Consider the following 15,470-nt stretch of genomic DNA (forward strand, 5'->3'; position numbering starts at 1 on the left):
AAAATACATCGTCAGGGCTGCGGGAACACGTAGTCGAAATTGCGTTGCTGCTGGTGGCCCAGGTTCAGGCCCATGTGGCTGGCCGTGCGCAGGTTGATGGCCGTCTGCAGTTCGCGCAGCGGCGTCAGGCTGCGGCGCTTGCCGTCGCCGGCAATCACGCCCAGCGCGCTGCTGGCCAGCGTGCGGCCCAGTTCCACATTGTTTGGCGCCATGGCGAACAGCGCCCCTTTTTTCACGTGCAGCATATTCGACGAGAACACCGGCACGCCGCTGTTCCAGGATTCGCGCAGCACCAGCGGCAGGATGGTGCTTTCCTCCACCGTGGTGCTGTCGTGCGGCAGCCAGAGCGCATCGCGCCGGTTGTCGGCCGCGCCGATCACCTGCGGGTAAAGCTGGGCCGCGCGCGACAGGTCGTTGGCCACGTGCGCCACCAGCTCCAGCCCCTGGGCGCGGGCTGCGTCGCGCGCCAGCCGGATCAGCCAGTCGCTCTTGGCCGGGTCGTACACCACCACCACGCGGCGCAAGTCCGGCAGCAGCGCGCGCAGGCGCGCGAACAGCACCGCCGGATCGGGCGTGAGGCTGATGCCGGCCACGTTTTCGGCGTCCGACAGCAGCAGCACACCGCCCACCAGCACGGTGATTTCGCGGTCCAGGCCGGCCGTCGCGTTCAGGCCCTGGCGGCCCAGCGCGATGACGACCTTGGTGCCGTTGTGCTTGAGCGTGGCGTTCAGTTCGGCGACGTCCACCTTGGGATCGACCGGGTAGCTGCGCACGCGCAGCTTGGTGCGCTCTTCGATGCCCTGGATGATGCTGGTGAAAGCGTGGCGGAATTGCGCCTCCACATTGGGGTAGAGCACGGCGATGGTACCCTTGCCGATCGACGCCTGCACTTCCGGCCGGCGCAGCTGGTCTTCCAGCTGCGCCAGGGTGACGGGGCGCACGTAGCCGCGCGGCACGTCGCGCGGCAGGCTTTGCTGGAATTCGCGCAGGTATTCGCGCTGGCTGGACGCCGGCGTGCTGCCGGATTCGATGCGGGCCATCACTTCGCTGACGGTGGTGCGCGCGTCGGCGCCGGCGCCGGGGAGCTCGATGTAGCTGTCGGCGTCGTTCAGCTCGGCGTTGGCGGCCGGCGCGGCAACGCCGGTCCCGAGCGCCAGCAGCAGCGCGGCGCTGGCGCGCAGGCGGCGGCTGGCATTAATTGTCATTTTAATCATTATACTATCCGGTGCGGCCCCGGCGCGGGTCTCTTACTGCTAGCGCCATACAGCGGCCAAATTACTGCCGGTAGTATATTCCACTTACTTGGCTGTTTAGAAAGAAATTTAATTTCGACCGGAAACAATTAACAGATCGTTAAAACTCTGTGGCCGGCGCGGCCGGGTAGCCCAGCAGCCATCAAGGTTCCGGGAAAATCGCGTCGTAAGTGCGCTGTTGTCCGAGGGCAACAGAGAGCCCGAAGTGACTGGCCGAGCGCCAGTTGAACGCGGTCCGCACCGCGCGCAGCGGCGTCAGGCCGGGGCGCGGATTGTCGCCGTTGAGCACGCCCAGCGCCAGGGTGGCCAGGTCGCGCCCCAGCGCGAAATTGTTGGGATAGAGCGCGAACAGCGCGCCTTTTTTCACGTGCAGGATGCTGCTGGAAAAGATTGGTACGCTGCGGTTCCAGGATTCCTTCAGCACCAGCGGCACGATGGTTTGCTCGTCGACCGTGACCGGATCGGGCGGCAGCCACAGCGCATCCGAACGGCCGTCGGCGGACGCCAGCGCGCTTTCGTAGCGGCGCGCGGCGCCGGCCAGGTCGCCAGCCTCGTGCGCCACCAGTTCCAGCCCCTGGCCGCGCGCGGCCTCGCGCGCCAGTTTTATCATGGGGCCGCTGGCTTGCGGGTTGTACACGACGATCACGCGCCGCACGTGCGGCATCATGCTTTTCAGGTAGCTGAACAGCAGCGCCGGGTCGGGCAGCAGCGTGATGCCGCGCAGCCGCTCGCTATCCGGCGCCGAACTGACGCCGCCCACCACCACGCCGGTGGAGCCGTCGAAGGCACTGGCTGCTTGCAGTCCCTGGCGCCCGAGCGCGATCACCACCTTGCCGCCGTTGCGCTTGAGCGTGGCCTGCAGGTCGGCAAAGTCGGCATTGGCGGCCACCGGGTAGCCGCGCACGCGCAGCTTGGCCTGTTCTTCGATGCCTTCGATAATTTCGGTGAAGATCTTGCGGTGGGGCTGGCCGATGTCGGGATAGATGACCGCAAGCGATTCGGGCGCAGGGGCGCCCAGCACGCGCTCGCAAAAGAGCGCGGTGCACAGCGCCGGCAGCACGGCAAGCAGCGAACGTCGGTGGCTAGAGTCCAGGTCAGGCAAGGGGTGGTCGTACCGGAGTGGTGGTTGTTCTGAACAAAAATGTACCACGCCTGCGGCTATTGCTCAAAAACATCTTGCTGACTCCGTTGTATAGACATCCGGCGGGGCTGCTGCTCAGGCGGTGACCATAGCGGCTGGCAGCGGCTACCATTTGCAGCCGGAGTCCTTTTTGTCGGTGAGTATCATCACCGGCACGATAATCAGGGCCAGGATGCCGGTGCCGGACGCCACGTCCTTGCAGTCGGCGCGGGCGGTGCGGCCCACCGCGCTGCCCAGCGGCGTATCGGACGGCGGGCCGTACAGGGGCTTGTCGTAGATCTGTGCGACGGGCGGATCATCCTTGGTGGACTTGGCGGTGGCCAGCTTGCGGGCCGATTTCATGGCGGCGCTCACGTCAAATTTGCCCTGGACAGGCGCTGCCGCTGGCGCGAAGGGATCGGCCGGCAGGCTGGGCCCCGCCTGCGCCGTGGCCGGCGGGGTGGCGCCGCTGTGCGCGACGGCGGACGGCTGTTCCACGGGCGCGGCCGATTGCGCGCGGACGGCGCTGCCTGGGCGTTGCGAGAGGCGAGGCGGCGGGAGCGGCGCGCGCCGGGTGGCCGTTTCCGGGGCAGCCGCAGGGACGGGCGTGCCGACGGGCTGGGACGAGGGAAGGGCGGCGGGCGGCGTCAGCCACACCATCATGCGGCGCGGGTCGGGCGGTCGCTCGCGGTGCACGGGGGCGGCCATCATGGCGATCAGCCCGGCATGCAGCAGCAGTGAAACGGCGATGCCGGGCAGCAGGGTCCGATTTTTAGCCATGGTGAGAATGCGCCGGGTTGCGCGTGTCATATTTAATAAACAATATTCTAGCACTCAGGCCAGCTTTCTAGGCTGCAATGTCGAGAGCATTACCGCGCCGATGACGAGCGCTCCGCCCAGCAGGACGGACGCGCCCGGCGCGCTGCCGAACAGTAGCCAGGCCAGCGCGATGGCGTACACCGGTTCCATGCAGATCACGATGGCCACGGTCTGCGCCTTCACCTGTTCCAGCGCCTGGATCAGCATGGTGTAGGCCAGCCCGGTGCATACCGCGCCCAGGCAGGCCAGCAGCAGCCATTCGCCGGCCTCGAGCGCGGCCGCTTCGCGCCAGCCGAACGGGGCCAGCACGCAGGCCGCCGCCAGGCACTGCCACCAGCACGACTGGGTGCCGCTGGCCGCGCTGGACAGGTAGCGGTTGAACACGGCGATGCAGGCGTAGATGGCGCCGGACAGGATGCCCCACAGCAGGCCGGTGGTGGACGCGTTGCGCAAGTCGAAGGCGGGCGTGATGAGCACCAGGCCGGCCAGCACCAGCAGCAGCACGGCCGCGTCCCGGGCGCGCAGGCGCTCGCCGAGGATGGCCAGTTCCAGCAGCGCCACGAACACCGGGAAGGAGGCGAAGCCTAGCGTGGCCAGCGCCACGCCGCCGCTGCGCACGGCCATGAAGAAGGTGACCCAGTGCAGCGCCAGCACCACGCCAGCCCCCATCAGCTTGCCGATGTCGCGCGCTGCCAGGCCGTGCCAGGGCGCACGCCTGCCGCAGGCGGCAAACAGGCCAAGCGCCAGCACGGCGAAGGCGGTGCGTCCGAACACGATCATGACCGGACTGGCGCTCATGGCATGGCCGAATAGCGCGGTGCTGCCGAACAGCAGGGCGGCGAAGTGCAGTTTGAGCAGGGCGCTGGAGCGGGACATGGCAGCCGGGCAATAAAACCCCCATTAGACCTGAACGCGCCCGGCTTGCAAACCGAATTCAGCTACGACGGCGCTACCAGCCGATGTCCTTCAGCAGCGGCAGGGTCAGGTCGCGCGGCGGCGCCACCTCGTGCGACAGGTCGCCGCTGATGGCTGGCTCCATCAGCTGGTTGGGCTTGGCGGCCGTGCTGTAGTGCGACACCGAGGATCCCGGCTGCAGCGGATCGGGCGCGTACATCAGCATGCGCCGCTCGGGGTCCGCGCCCGCCAGTTTCAGCGGATTCACCCCCAGGCTGGCCGTTACGCCGGACTGGGTGCGGGAGCGGCGCTGCAACTGCGCGCGGATGGCGTTGCCATCCTCCTGCGTCAGGCGGACCGCCGGGATGGCGACGGCCGGATCGGCGCCGCCCAGGCCGGTGAGCGGCCCGGCCACGTTGTCCACCACAATCATGGCGATGGCGCCCGCGTTCTGCACGTTGAGCGCCTTCACCACGAAGGCGCATGCGCCACGGTCCACCAGCGCCACGTTGCCGTTCACGGCCAGCCCGTTTTGCGGCGACAGCGGCTCGCACGCCAGACCACGGCCATCGGGCTGGTCCGCCACCGGCATCACCTGCCCGGTCAGCGGCGGATTGGCCAGCGGCGGACCGAAGGAGGCGTCGCCCACCTCGTAGTCGCGCGCGGCGGGACCGGCTGCCGGGCCGGCCACCGTGAGGCGGGACACCGGGTCCAGCACGTCCGGTACCGCCGCCGTCACGAACGGGCCGTTCCACGCCAGGCCGTCGTTGCTGATGGCCGAGGCGGCGCGCTGGGCCGGGGTCAGCTCCACCCACTCGTGGCCGAGGCGGTTGTCGAGCAGGTAGTGGTCCCAGATCGACGGGACGCCGGCGTAGTACTGGCCATTGGCCTCGTCGGTGAAGGTCTGGAAACCCAGGCCGTGTGCGATTTCGTGCAGCAGCACGGTAACGAAGTCGGTGGCGCTGCCGAAGTTGCCGTCCAGGCCCAGGTAGAAGCCGCCGCCGGGCAGGCAGTCGGCCGCCAGGCCCAGGCGCGAATTGAAGGTGGCGCCGATGTGCGGGTCGCCGGGGGCGGACAGGTCGGCGCCGCGCAGCTTGTTGGCCAGTGCGGCCGGGTACCATGTGTTGGCCTTGGGCGCGCCGGGGAAGTCGGCGAAGATGTCCCACGCCCCGGCCGCGCCCAGCACGCCGCTGTTGGCGCTGCACGGCAAGGGATCGAAGGCGGCGCGGATGCGGATCGGCACGCTGCTGTTGAGCCGGCTGCCCCACAGCTTGGCGGCGTAGGTGAAGGCTATCAGGCGCTGTTCGCCCAGCGTCGTGCCGGTGTTGCCGCCCACCGGCGCGGCCGGCGTGGGGTCGTTGAAGCCCTCGCCGGGGCCGTCGGCGACGACGATGACGATGGGCACGGCGGCAAAGGCTGCGCCCCAGCCTGCGGCCAGGCTTGCGCAGCAGAGCAGGGCGGCGGCCGCAGCGCGCGAGACGAGGCGGTTAGCGGTGTTCATGGCTGTTTTCCTCGCTGGCGTTGGCGCCCCGCGGGCGGGAACCATCCTGGCGCAGGGCGGCCTCGGCCGCCTGCTCGCCATGCACGCAGCGGCTGGCCAGGACGCCGTCCGCGCCGCGCGTGGCCACCGAGTAGACCTGGCGCTGGGCGACGCGCGACTGGCGGGTGCCGTCCGGGTGCTGGAACACTTGCGGCGCCACCGTGGGAGGACGTCCCTGCTGCGCCCGCAGGGCCTCGAACTCGGCCGCCGTGGGCGCGCGCAGGGCGCCGGTTTCGGCGTCGCGCACCAGTACCATGCCGTCCTGCCCGGCCGCCGCCGCACCTTGCGCACCGGCCAGCAAGGACGCCATCGCCAGCAGGCGCGCCACGGAGGCACGGCGCCGCGCGCGCCACAGCACCAGCAGCAGGCCGCCGGCGAGCATCAGCCATACGGACGGCTCGGGCACGGCGTTCACCACCACCGTGTCCAGGCCGATATAGTCGGCGTTGGCCGCAGGCCCGGTATAGCGGAAGGCGAAACGGACGGTGGTACCGGGGTCCGTGGTCAGCGAGTACTGCTGCCAGAGGGCGGGATAGGGGCCGCCGCCGCCCAGGGTCAACAGCACGTTGCTGAAATCGCCGATGGCGGAACCGCCGCTGGAGTAGCGTACCTCAAGGTGGTCGCTGAAGCCGGGTGTGGCGGCGCTGCGGGTGTAGAAGCTGAGGGTGGCCGCGCCCGGCAGGCTCAGTTCCGGAGTGATGAGCCAGTTGTCGATGGTGCCGCTGCCCTGGCCCGCGCTGAGGAAATTGGCGGCGATATAGGCGTTGCCGGCGCCAGCCTGCGCCGGGAAGATGCCGCTGTTGCCCTGGAACCAGAGCGAGCCGGACGGGTTGCTCTGGTTGACGAACAGCCAGCCGCCCAGCGCGCCGACATCGTCAAACCCGGTGCTGAGTACGGTTACCTCGGCTCGCGCCTGCGGGGCGGCGGCCAGCATCGCCGCCAAGACCGCATGCAAAGATCTTGCTGGAGTTCTCATGGTGCACTCTCCTTTTCGCTGAGAAATTAAACGAAGCGCAAGATGCGCCGCGCCGTTTCAGTGTATGAAAAGGCAACATTAAGATATTGATATTTGTTCTATATCAAGCGATTAATGGCTGAACTAGTCGTCGAACGTGGGAATTTGCTTGCTCATATTGGCCATCATGGCTGCCTGGAGGTCGTTCGACATCAGCATCGCGGCGTTCCAGGTAGCAATGTAGTTCAAGCCGTCGGCCACGCTGTGGTCGCGCGCGTAGCTGATCATTTCCTTGGTGCCGCGCATGGCCAGCGGCGACTTGGCGGCGATGCCGGCGGCGATCTCGCGCACGCCTGCCGCCAGCGCCTCGGGCGATTCGAACACGCGGTTCACCAGGCGGATCTCGCGCGCTTCCGCCGCGTCCACCGTGCGGGCGGTGTAGGCCAGCTCGCGCGCCATGCCTTCGCCGATCAGGCGGGGCAGGCGCTGCAAGGTGCCGACGTCGGCCGTCATGCCGATGTCGATTTCCTTCACGCTGAACCAGGCGTCGGCCGAGCAGTAGCGCATGTCGGCGCAGGTGACCAGGTCGATGCCGCCGCCGATGCAGGCGCCGTGGATGGCGGCCAGCACCGGCTTGCGGCAGCGCTCCAGGCTGCTCAGGCAATCCTGCAGGTCGAGGATGGTGCGGCGCAGGTTTTCGCGGGTGCGGCCGTCGCAGTCGTTGCGGATCGAGGCAGCCAGGCCCATCATCATCTGCAGGTCGATGCCGGACGTGAACAGTTTGCCTTCGCCCTCCAGCACCACGGCACGCACTTCCGGCGTGCTGTCGGCCCACTCGAAGGCGGTGCGGATTTCGTGCCACATGGCCAGGTTCATGGCGTTGGCCTTGTCCGGACGGTTCAGCCGTATCACGGCCACATGCGCTTCCAGGCTCACTTGCAAGGTTTCGTAACTCATGGTGGTCTCTTTTATTAGGATGATGGGGTGCCGTGGGCATTTTATGCGATTACAATGCATGCTTCCGTAATTAGAAACAGTGTTCTAGTGCAAAGCCGCCAACTCTACTTCCGCCTGCTTGGACAGTTCCGTCCCTATCTTGGCGCCATGTTCGCCACGCTGCTCGCAGTGGGCATAGCGGCGGCCACCGACGTTATGCTGATTCGCCAGTTGCAAAACGTGGTGGATGCCTTGCAGCCCGCCGGCTCGGCCGCCGGTCCGCTGGGCGCGATCCAGGGCGCCACCGGCGGCATGATGGTGACGGTGCAGAGCTGGCTGGATTCGCTCTTGCCCGGCAATCCTGCCGAGGCAGCGCTGTGGAGCATCCCGCTGGTCATCACCAGCCTGGCGCTGCTGCGCATGGTGAGCAGCTTTTCCGCCGATTACGGCTCGGCCTGGCTCACCAGCCGCGTCCAGGCCAATATGCGCGAAGCCATGTTCGCGCGCCTGCTGCGCTTGCCGAACAAGTATTACGACCAGACTTCCACCGGCGCCACCCTGTCGCGTGTGGCGTACGACGCTGCCCAGGTGGCCCAGGCCGGCCTGAACGTGCTGAACGTCTTTGTGCGCGACTCTGTTGCGACGGTCGGCTACTTGATCCTGCTGATCACCATCGACTGGCAACTGGCATGCTTCTGCTTCGGCCTGTTGCCACTGGTGGCGGTGGTGGTGACCGTGGCGGGGCGCCGCATGCGCCGCCTGGCCGAGGATGCGCAGGCCGCCATGGGAGAATTGAGCAGCGTGCTCGATGAAAGCATCGGCGGCCAGCGCGTGGTGAAGATATTCGGCGGCGAGGCGTACGAGCAGCGCCGCTTCCACGACGTGGTCAAGCATAACCGCCATCTGGCGGTGAAGCACGCCGCCACGGCGGCGATGAATTCGGGCCTGATCATGATGCTGGTGGGGATCACGCTGTCGGCCGTAATCTACTTTGCGCTGCTGCGTGCCCGCGCCGGCCACTTGTCGCCAGGTGCGTTCGTCGCTTTCATGGTGTCGCTGATGGCCATGCAGTCGCCGATCAAGAATCTGACCAAGATTAACGAGCCGCTGCAGCGCGGCCTGGCTGCCGCCAAGTCGGTGTTCGGGCTGATCGACGCGCCGGCCGAGGTGGACCAGGGCACGCGCGAGCTGAAACGCGCCACCGGCAGTATTTCGCTGCAAAACGTGGGTTTCCAGTACAACGTAGGCGACCCGGACGCGGCGCCGGCCCTGCGCGACGTGTCGCTTGACATCGCCGCCGGCGAAACGGTGGCGCTGGTGGGCGGCTCCGGCAGCGGCAAGACCACGCTGGCCGGCCTGCTGCCGCGCTTCTACGACGTGGGCCAGGGCCGCATCCTGCTCGACGGCCACGACCTGCGCGACTACCGCCTGGCCGAACTGCGCTCGCAAATCGCCTTGGTGAGCCAGGACGTGGTGCTGTTCAACGACACGCTGGCTTCCAACATCGCCTACGGCGACCCGGCCCCGGACCAGGCCCGCATCGAGTCGGCGGCGCGCGCGGCCTATGCGCACGACTTCATCATGAAGCAGCCGCAGGGCTACCAGACGCAGGTGGGCGAGAACGGCTCGCGCCTGTCCGGCGGCCAGCGCCAGCGCCTGGCGATCGCGCGCGCGCTGTACAAGAACGCGCCCATCCTGATCCTGGACGAAGCCACCAGCGCGCTGGACACCGAGTCCGAACGCCAGGTGCAGGCCGCGCTGGAAGTGCTGATGCAGGGTCGCACCACGGTGGTCATCGCGCACCGCCTGTCCACTATCGAGAAGGCGGACCGCATCGTGGTGATGGAGTCCGGCCGCATCGCCGAATCGGGCAGCCACGACGCGCTGCTGGAGCGCGGCGGCCATTACGCGCGCCTGTACCAGACCCAGAAGCAGGCGCCGGTGCCGGGCTAATCCTTTTTCGCCATCTGCGCGGGCGGCTTGGCGTCGTCGCCCAGCACGTCCTGCACGTACAGCATCACCACCAGCACCATCAATACCGCCGTCATCGGCGTGGCCAGCGCCACGCCGGCCATGCCGAACACCGCGCCGAACGTGACCTGCATGGCGATGGTCAGCGCTGGCGGCAGCGCCACCGTGTGCTGGTCGATCAGCGGTTCCAGCAGGTAGCCTTGCACCACCTGGATGCCGCCGAACAGCAGCAGCACGTACAGCGCTTGCGTGGGGCTGTCCGAGAACGCGATCAGCAGCGCCGGCACCCCCGCCATCAGCGGCCCCACGTAGGGAATGAAGTCCAGCAGCCCGGCGATAAGCCCCAGCAGCAGCGCCATCGGCACGCCCAGCAGGCTAAGCCCGACGGCGGTCATCACGCCGGCCGCCACCATCGAACAGGCTTTCCCCACCAGCCATTTGGACAGTGTGTCGCCGATTTCGTCCAGCACCGCGCGGGCACGCGGGCGGCGGCCCGGCGGCACCAGCGTGACAATGCCGTCGATGTAGAGCCGCGGACGCATGGCGAAGTAGATGCCGACCGCGAGGATGATGATGGCGTTGCCCAGCGCGCCGAACACGCCGGAGAAGAACAGGCCGGCGTTGGGCACCATGGCAGAGAGCTGCCGCGCCAGGTCCTTGTTGCTGGGCAGCTCGTTGAGCAGGCTGCGCAACCTTGGATAGCGCGCCAGTTCGGCCCGTACCTGGTCGAGCGAGGTGGGCACCACCTGGGCAAGGTGGCTGGCCTGTTCCGACAGCTGCGGCGCCATCAGCCAGCCGCCCACGCCGAGCAGCGCCGCCAGCAAGGCCAGCACCAGCGCCAGTGCAATGCGGCGCGACGGCAGGCGCAAACGCCGGTGGGCGATGCGGGCCAGCGCGTTGAGCAGGATGGCGAACAGGATGCAGGCGAAGATGAGCAGCAGCGCGTCCGCCGCAAACCATAAGGCGGCCAGCGTCAGCAGGAACAGGGCGGCGATGCCGTCCATCAGCACAACGCGGTGCAGGAAACCGCGCTGGCCGGTGTCGGCCGCCTGCGGGGTATGGTCGTCGCTCATCGGTATATGATTGCGCATTTCGCAAATGCGTGACGCACGCCGTGGGCGTCGGGCCCGGTTCAGTGATCAGTGCAGCGTTTGAAGGTACGCGGCGATGTCCACCGCGTCCTGCTCGGACACGCCCAGCACGGGCATGGCGGTACCCGGCTGCACATGGCGCGGGTCGCGCATCCAGAGCGCCATGCTGGCGGCGGAATTGGGCAGCCGCCCGGCGATCAGGGCGCGGCCGGCAATGCCTTGCAGCGGCGGCCCGACGTAGACGCGTGAACCGGTTACGCCCGGTATCATGTGGCAGGCCTGGCAAGCGTATTGCGTGAGGGCCGCGCGCCCGCGTTCCGGGCGGCCGGGCAGGACGCCCTGTGCGCCGTGGCCTGCCGCAGCGCCTGACCCGGTAGCCTGTGCCATCCAGTCGCTGTAGGTTGCCGGCGTCATTCTCGGCATCTCGGCGACGAAGGCCACCGTGGCCCACAGGTCCTGCTCGGCCATGTGGTACTCCCATGCCGGCATGCCGCTCATCTTGATACCGTGCCGGATAATCCAGTACATCTCGGCTGGCTGCCAGCGGCGCGCCGCGTCCACCAGCGGGCCGGGTACGGGCTGCATGCTTTGCCCGAACTTCTCCTGCGCCACGCCCGGACCGCCATGGCAGACTACGCAATGGCTGCGGTAAAGCGCCGCGCCGCGCCGTATCAGTTCGGGTTCGTCCAGCGGCGGCGCGGAAGTGGCGCTGGCGTAGCGCCGCACCGACTGGTGCATGGCCCGTTCCAGCAAGCTGTGCACCGGCTGCAGGTGCTGCTCATTGGCGGCCACGTTGTACCACCCCGATTCGACGAGCAGATAAGCGCCCAGCGCGCCGAGCGCAGCCAGTCCGGCCGTGGTTGCAGCCATGGTCTTGAGCATCAGCCGGCGCCGGTTGGATGGCATTGTTCTTGGTCAATAGAAATTAGCCAATTTTGGCATGCTTGTATTATAGCTACTGGCCTCATCAGCACAGGAGTTCAGCGGTGCGCACCTATCGGACAGTCAGCTGCATGGCTCTGCCCCTGGCTTTGCTGGCCGGGTGCAGCGACGACGGTCCGGCGCCCATGCCCGTCCCGGGCGGCAACGCCGGCGCCGGCAGGGCCCTGCTGGTGCGCTATCACTGCGCTGCCTGCCACAGCATCCCGGGTGTGGAAGGGACCCAGGGGCGGATCGGTCCGGCCCTCGACACGTTCGGGCGCGCCAGTTATATCGCCGGACAACTGCCCAACACCCCGGACGTGCTGCAACGCTGGATCGTCGACCCGCCGGCCGCCAAACCCGGCACGGCGATGCCCGCCATGGGCGTCTCGCCGGCCGATGCGCGCGACATGGCTGCTTACCTTTACACGCTGCGCTGAACATGGACGCCGTCTTTGCCCCCGCCAGTGCCGACGCGGCCATCATCTCGCAAATGGCCTGGGTGCTGATTGCGGGCGCGGCGCTGATTTTCGGCGGCGTGATGCTGCTGCTCGGGCTAAGCCTGCGCCGGCGCGGGCAGGGCGGCGCGGCCGGAGCAGGCGGGCGGGTGCTGCGCCCCGGACTATGGATTGTTGGCGGCGGCGTGCTGCTGCCGGTTGCCGTGCTGTCCGCACTCATGGCCTACAACGTGGTGCGCAGCGCGCAGCTCGACCCGCAGACCTCGCGCGGCGCGCTGCTGGTGTCGGTGACGGCCAGGATGTGGTGGTGGGAAGTGCGCTACAGCGATCCGTCCGGTGGAGCGGACATCGTCCTGGCGAACGAGTTGCACCTGCCGGCGGACCGCCCGGTCTACCTGGCGCTTACCAGCACGGACGTGATCCACAGCTTCTGGGTCCCTGCGCTGGCGGGCAAAATGGACATGGTGCCGGGCCGGATGACCGGACTTTCGCTGCGCCCGGTGAAAACCGGCGTGTATCGCGGCCAGTGCGCCGAGTACTGCGGCATCCAGCACGCCAGGATGGCGCTGCACGTGGTGGTCGAGCCGCCGGCCGCCTTTTCCGCGTGGCTGGCGCAGCAGGCGCGCCCGCAGCCGCTGCCTGCCGTGGGCGAAGGCGGCGCGCCGCTTGCGCTGGGTCGCGAACTCTTCCTGCAGCACTGCGCTGCCTGCCACGCGGTCCGCACCGCGGGGGGAGCGGCGGGGCTGGCTCCGGGTGCCGGTCCCTTGCAGCTGTCCGGCGCTGGACCAGACCTGACGCACGTGGCAAGCCGGCTCTACCTGGCTGCCGGCACGCTGCGCAACGAGCCTGGCGCCATGGCCGCATGGATCGCCGATCCGAATGCCCATAAGGCCGGTGTGCGCATGCCGGCCGCCAGCGGCGTCGACCCGGAATCGCTGCGGGCATTGGCCGCCTACCTGGAGCAATTGAAATGAGCCAGCTGCCCAACAGCCTGCCGCGTCCACCCGGCGAGCTGGAACAGCTGGAGCGCGTGTGGCGCACGCCCTCCGGCTGGCGCCACTTCAGTACCGTCAACAACACCAACATCGGCCGCCTGTACCTGGCCACGGCACTGCTGTTCTTCCTGCTGGCCGGCGTGCTTGGCCTGCTGATGCGGCTGCAGCTCGCCGTGCCCGGCAACACGCTGCTGGGCGCGGCCACTTACAACCAGCTGTTCACCATGCACGGCACGGTGATGATGTTCCTGTTCGCCATCCCCGTGGTGGAAGCGTTCGCCGTCTACCTGCTGCCCAATATGCTGGGTGCGCGCGACCTGCCGTTCCCGCGCCTTTCGGCCTACGCTTACTGGGCTTACGCCATCGGCGGCCTGGCCTTTTTTTGCACGCTGTTCGCAGGCCTGGCGCCGGATGGCGGCTGGTTCATGTACCCGCCGCTGACCGGCAAGGCCTGGTCGCCCGGCCTGGGAGCGGACTTCTGGCTGCTGGGCATAGGCTTCATTGAAATCTCCGCCATCGCCGGGGCCATCGAGCTTGTTGTCGGCATCCTGTTTACCCGCGCGCCCGGCATGACGCTCGCGCGCATGCCGGTGTTCGCGTGGGCCATGCTGGTCGTCGGCCTGATGATCGTGTTCGCGTTCCCGGCGGTCATCGCCGGTACCGCGCTGCTGGAACTGGAACGGGCATGGGACTGGCCGTTCTTCATCCCGGAACGCGGCGGCGACCCGGCCCTGTGGCAGCATCTGTTCTGGTTCTTCGGCCACCCGGAGGTGTACATCATCTTCCTGCCCGCTGCCGGGCTGGTGTCCACCATGCTTCCCGCGATCGCCGGCACGCCGCTGGTGGGGCGCCATGCGGTGATCTGGTCGATGGCCGTCACCGGTGTCGTCAGCTTCGCGCTGTGGGCGCACCATATGTTCACCGGCGGCCTCACGCTGCTGTCGGCCAGCCTGGTGTCGGCGGCCAGCATGGTGGTGGCGATTCCGGCCTCGGTCCAGGTGTTCGCGTGGATCGCCACGATCTGGCGGGCCGGCGTGCGGCGCGATCCGCACACCGGCCGCATGAACGGCCCCACCTTGTTCATGTTGGGCTTCCTGTCCATCTTCGCGCTCGGCGGGCTGACCGGCGTGATGGTGGCCGTGCTGCCGTTCGACTGGCAGGCGCACGACAGCTATTTCATTGTCGCCCACCTGCACTACGTACTGGTGGGCGGCATGCTGTTCCCGGTGTTCGCCGGCATCTGCTACTGGCTGCCGCTGCTGAACGGGCACACCATGTCCGAGCGCAGCAATCGCTGGGCCTTCTGGCTCATGTTCGGCGGCTTCAACCTGGGCTTCTTCACGATGCACATCACGGGCCTGCTGGGCATGCCGCGCCGGGTCTACACCTACGCGCCGGACCTGGGCTGGAATGGCCTGAACATGGTCTCCACCATCGGCGCTTTCGTGTTCGCCGCCGGTGTGCTGCTGTTCACGGTCGAGGTGGTACGCACGCTGTGCCGCCCGGAGCAGGACAAGGGCAACCCCTGGGGGGCGGCCACCATGGAGTGGCTGCCGGACGAGGAATACGGTCCGCGCAGCATACCGCTGGTGACGTCGAGCGAGCCGCTATGGGAGCAGGAGGGCCTGGCCGAACAGGTCGAGCGCGGCGCGCACTTCCTGCCCGGCACAGCCACTGGACGGCGCGAAACCATCTTCACCAGCTGGAAGGACGCCAGTCCGCGCTACCTGCTGATACTGGCAGGCGACAGCTGGTGGCCGCTGGTGGCGGCGGCTGGCACGGCGGGCTACTTCCTGCTGCTTACGGTAAAGTGGACCGTGCCGGCCTGGTTGTGCGGCCTGCTGGCGGTGGCCGCCGTCATGGCCTGGCTGTGGCAGACCGACCGCGTGCCGCCGATGGCGAGCGCGAAAGTGGCGGACCGGCTACGGCTGCCGGTGGGAGAGCGCGGCTGCAGGGGCCATTCGTGGTGGGCCTGCGTAATCATGCTGGTGGTGGACGGCTGCATCTTCGCGTCATTCGGGTTCACACACATCCACCTGGCGATGCAGCTGGCCGTGTGCCCGCCACCGGGCGCCAGCCTGCCTGCGGCACAATGGGCCTGGCTGTCGAGCGCGCTGTGGGTGGCGGGAGCCGCATTGATAGCGCTGGCCTGCCGGCCCGCGCGGCCAGGCGAGATGCCGGGCGAACCGCAATGCGGCTTGCGGCTGCTGGTCGCAGGCGCGCTGGCGTGTACGCTGGCCGCGATGGGCAGCGACATCGCCAGCCTGGCGACGGCCGGCCTGTCGGCCAAGAGGGATGCATGGAGCGCGTCGGTAGCGGTGCTGAGCGCCTACCAGGCCTTGCACGTGGTGCTGCTGGCGCTGGCCGCGCCCTACCTGTGCGCGCGCTCGTGGCGCGGGCACCTGACCGCCGACAGCCGGGCCACGCTGAACAATGTGGCCCTGATCTGGTACTACACGGCGGCGCAGGGCGTGCTGGCGGCCTGGCTGCCGCGCATCATGGGCCAGGCCTAGGAGA

Annotated in this window: 13 protein-coding genes; 4 read left to right on the forward strand and 9 right to left on the reverse strand. The window is 68.2% G+C overall.

What is annotated here, in order from left to right; all coding sequences use genetic code 11:
- Positions 1 to 11: 11 nt before the first annotated feature.
- The 7 genes from ASD15_RS18315 to ASD15_RS18345 form a co-directional block, all read right to left on the reverse strand.
- Positions 12 to 1,205: an ABC transporter substrate-binding protein gene (locus ASD15_RS18315; RefSeq protein WP_229418250.1), complete on the reverse strand. Its 1,194-nt coding sequence runs from the start codon at positions 1,203 to 1,205 to the stop codon at positions 12 to 14.
- Positions 1,206 to 1,395: 190 nt separating this feature from the next.
- A complete protein-coding gene (locus ASD15_RS18320; protein WP_229418251.1) occupies positions 1,396 to 2,355 on the reverse strand; it encodes an ABC transporter substrate-binding protein in 960 nt (319 codons plus the stop codon).
- Positions 2,356 to 2,499: 144 nt separating this feature from the next.
- Positions 2,500 to 3,153, reverse strand: a complete 654-nt coding sequence (locus ASD15_RS18325) for a hypothetical protein (protein WP_057156458.1) — start codon at positions 3,151 to 3,153, stop codon at positions 2,500 to 2,502.
- Between the two features lie 54 nt (positions 3,154 to 3,207).
- Positions 3,208 to 4,068, reverse strand: coding sequence for a DMT family transporter (locus ASD15_RS18330; protein ID WP_057156459.1), 861 nt, complete (start codon positions 4,066 to 4,068; stop codon positions 3,208 to 3,210).
- A 73-nt stretch (positions 4,069 to 4,141) separates the two neighbouring features.
- Positions 4,142 to 5,587 (reverse strand): PA domain-containing protein, encoded by a 1,446-nt coding sequence (locus ASD15_RS18335; RefSeq protein ID WP_082551926.1) that lies wholly within the window; start codon positions 5,585 to 5,587, stop codon positions 4,142 to 4,144.
- Entirely contained in the window at positions 5,574 to 6,602 is a 1,029-nt protein-coding gene (locus ASD15_RS18340; RefSeq protein ID WP_082551927.1) for a choice-of-anchor J family PEP-CTERM protein, read from the reverse strand. Before ASD15_RS18340 ends, ASD15_RS18335 begins: the two co-directional genes overlap by 14 nt.
- A gap of 123 nt (positions 6,603 to 6,725) precedes the next feature.
- Positions 6,726 to 7,538 carry a crotonase/enoyl-CoA hydratase family protein gene (locus ASD15_RS18345; RefSeq protein ID WP_057156461.1) on the reverse strand — a complete coding sequence of 271 codons (813 nt, stop codon included), beginning with the start codon at positions 7,536 to 7,538 and terminating at the stop codon, positions 6,726 to 6,728.
- An 87-nt stretch (positions 7,539 to 7,625) separates the two neighbouring features.
- On the opposite strand from ASD15_RS18345, the gene msbA reads away from it, so the two are divergent.
- Entirely contained in the window at positions 7,626 to 9,470 is a 1,845-nt protein-coding gene (gene msbA, locus ASD15_RS18350; RefSeq protein ID WP_057156462.1) for a lipid A export permease/ATP-binding protein MsbA, read from the forward strand.
- Here msbA and ASD15_RS18355 read toward each other — a convergent pair.
- Complete coding sequence (locus tag ASD15_RS18355; RefSeq protein WP_057156463.1) at positions 9,467 to 10,561, reverse strand: AI-2E family transporter; 1,095 nt, start codon at positions 10,559 to 10,561, stop codon at positions 9,467 to 9,469. The genes msbA and ASD15_RS18355 overlap by 4 nt on opposite strands.
- 66 nt (positions 10,562 to 10,627) lie before the next feature.
- On the reverse strand, positions 10,628 to 11,461 hold the full coding sequence (locus ASD15_RS18360; protein WP_229418252.1) for a c-type cytochrome: 834 nt from the start codon (positions 11,459 to 11,461) through the stop codon (positions 10,628 to 10,630).
- Between the two features lie 131 nt (positions 11,462 to 11,592).
- Between ASD15_RS18360 and ASD15_RS18365 the strand changes: the two genes are divergently transcribed.
- Genes ASD15_RS18365 through ASD15_RS18375 form a run of 3 tightly spaced genes read left to right on the forward strand, consistent with a single transcriptional unit; the run spans position 11,593 to position 15,466 of the window.
- Positions 11,593 to 11,940: a cytochrome c family protein gene (locus ASD15_RS18365; RefSeq protein ID WP_057156465.1), complete on the forward strand. Its 348-nt coding sequence runs from the start codon at positions 11,593 to 11,595 to the stop codon at positions 11,938 to 11,940.
- A 2-nt stretch (positions 11,941 to 11,942) separates the two neighbouring features.
- Entirely contained in the window at positions 11,943 to 12,932 is a 990-nt protein-coding gene (locus tag ASD15_RS18370; RefSeq protein ID WP_057156466.1) for a c-type cytochrome, read from the forward strand.
- Entirely contained in the window at positions 12,929 to 15,466 is a 2,538-nt protein-coding gene (locus ASD15_RS18375; protein ID WP_057156467.1) for a cbb3-type cytochrome c oxidase subunit I, read from the forward strand. The genes ASD15_RS18370 and ASD15_RS18375 overlap by 4 nt, the downstream gene beginning before the upstream one ends.
- Positions 15,467 to 15,470: the final 4 nt, after the last annotated feature.

The organism is Massilia sp. Root351, from assembly GCF_001425045.1.
GTDB lineage: Bacteria > Pseudomonadota > Gammaproteobacteria > Burkholderiales > Burkholderiaceae_D > Rugamonas.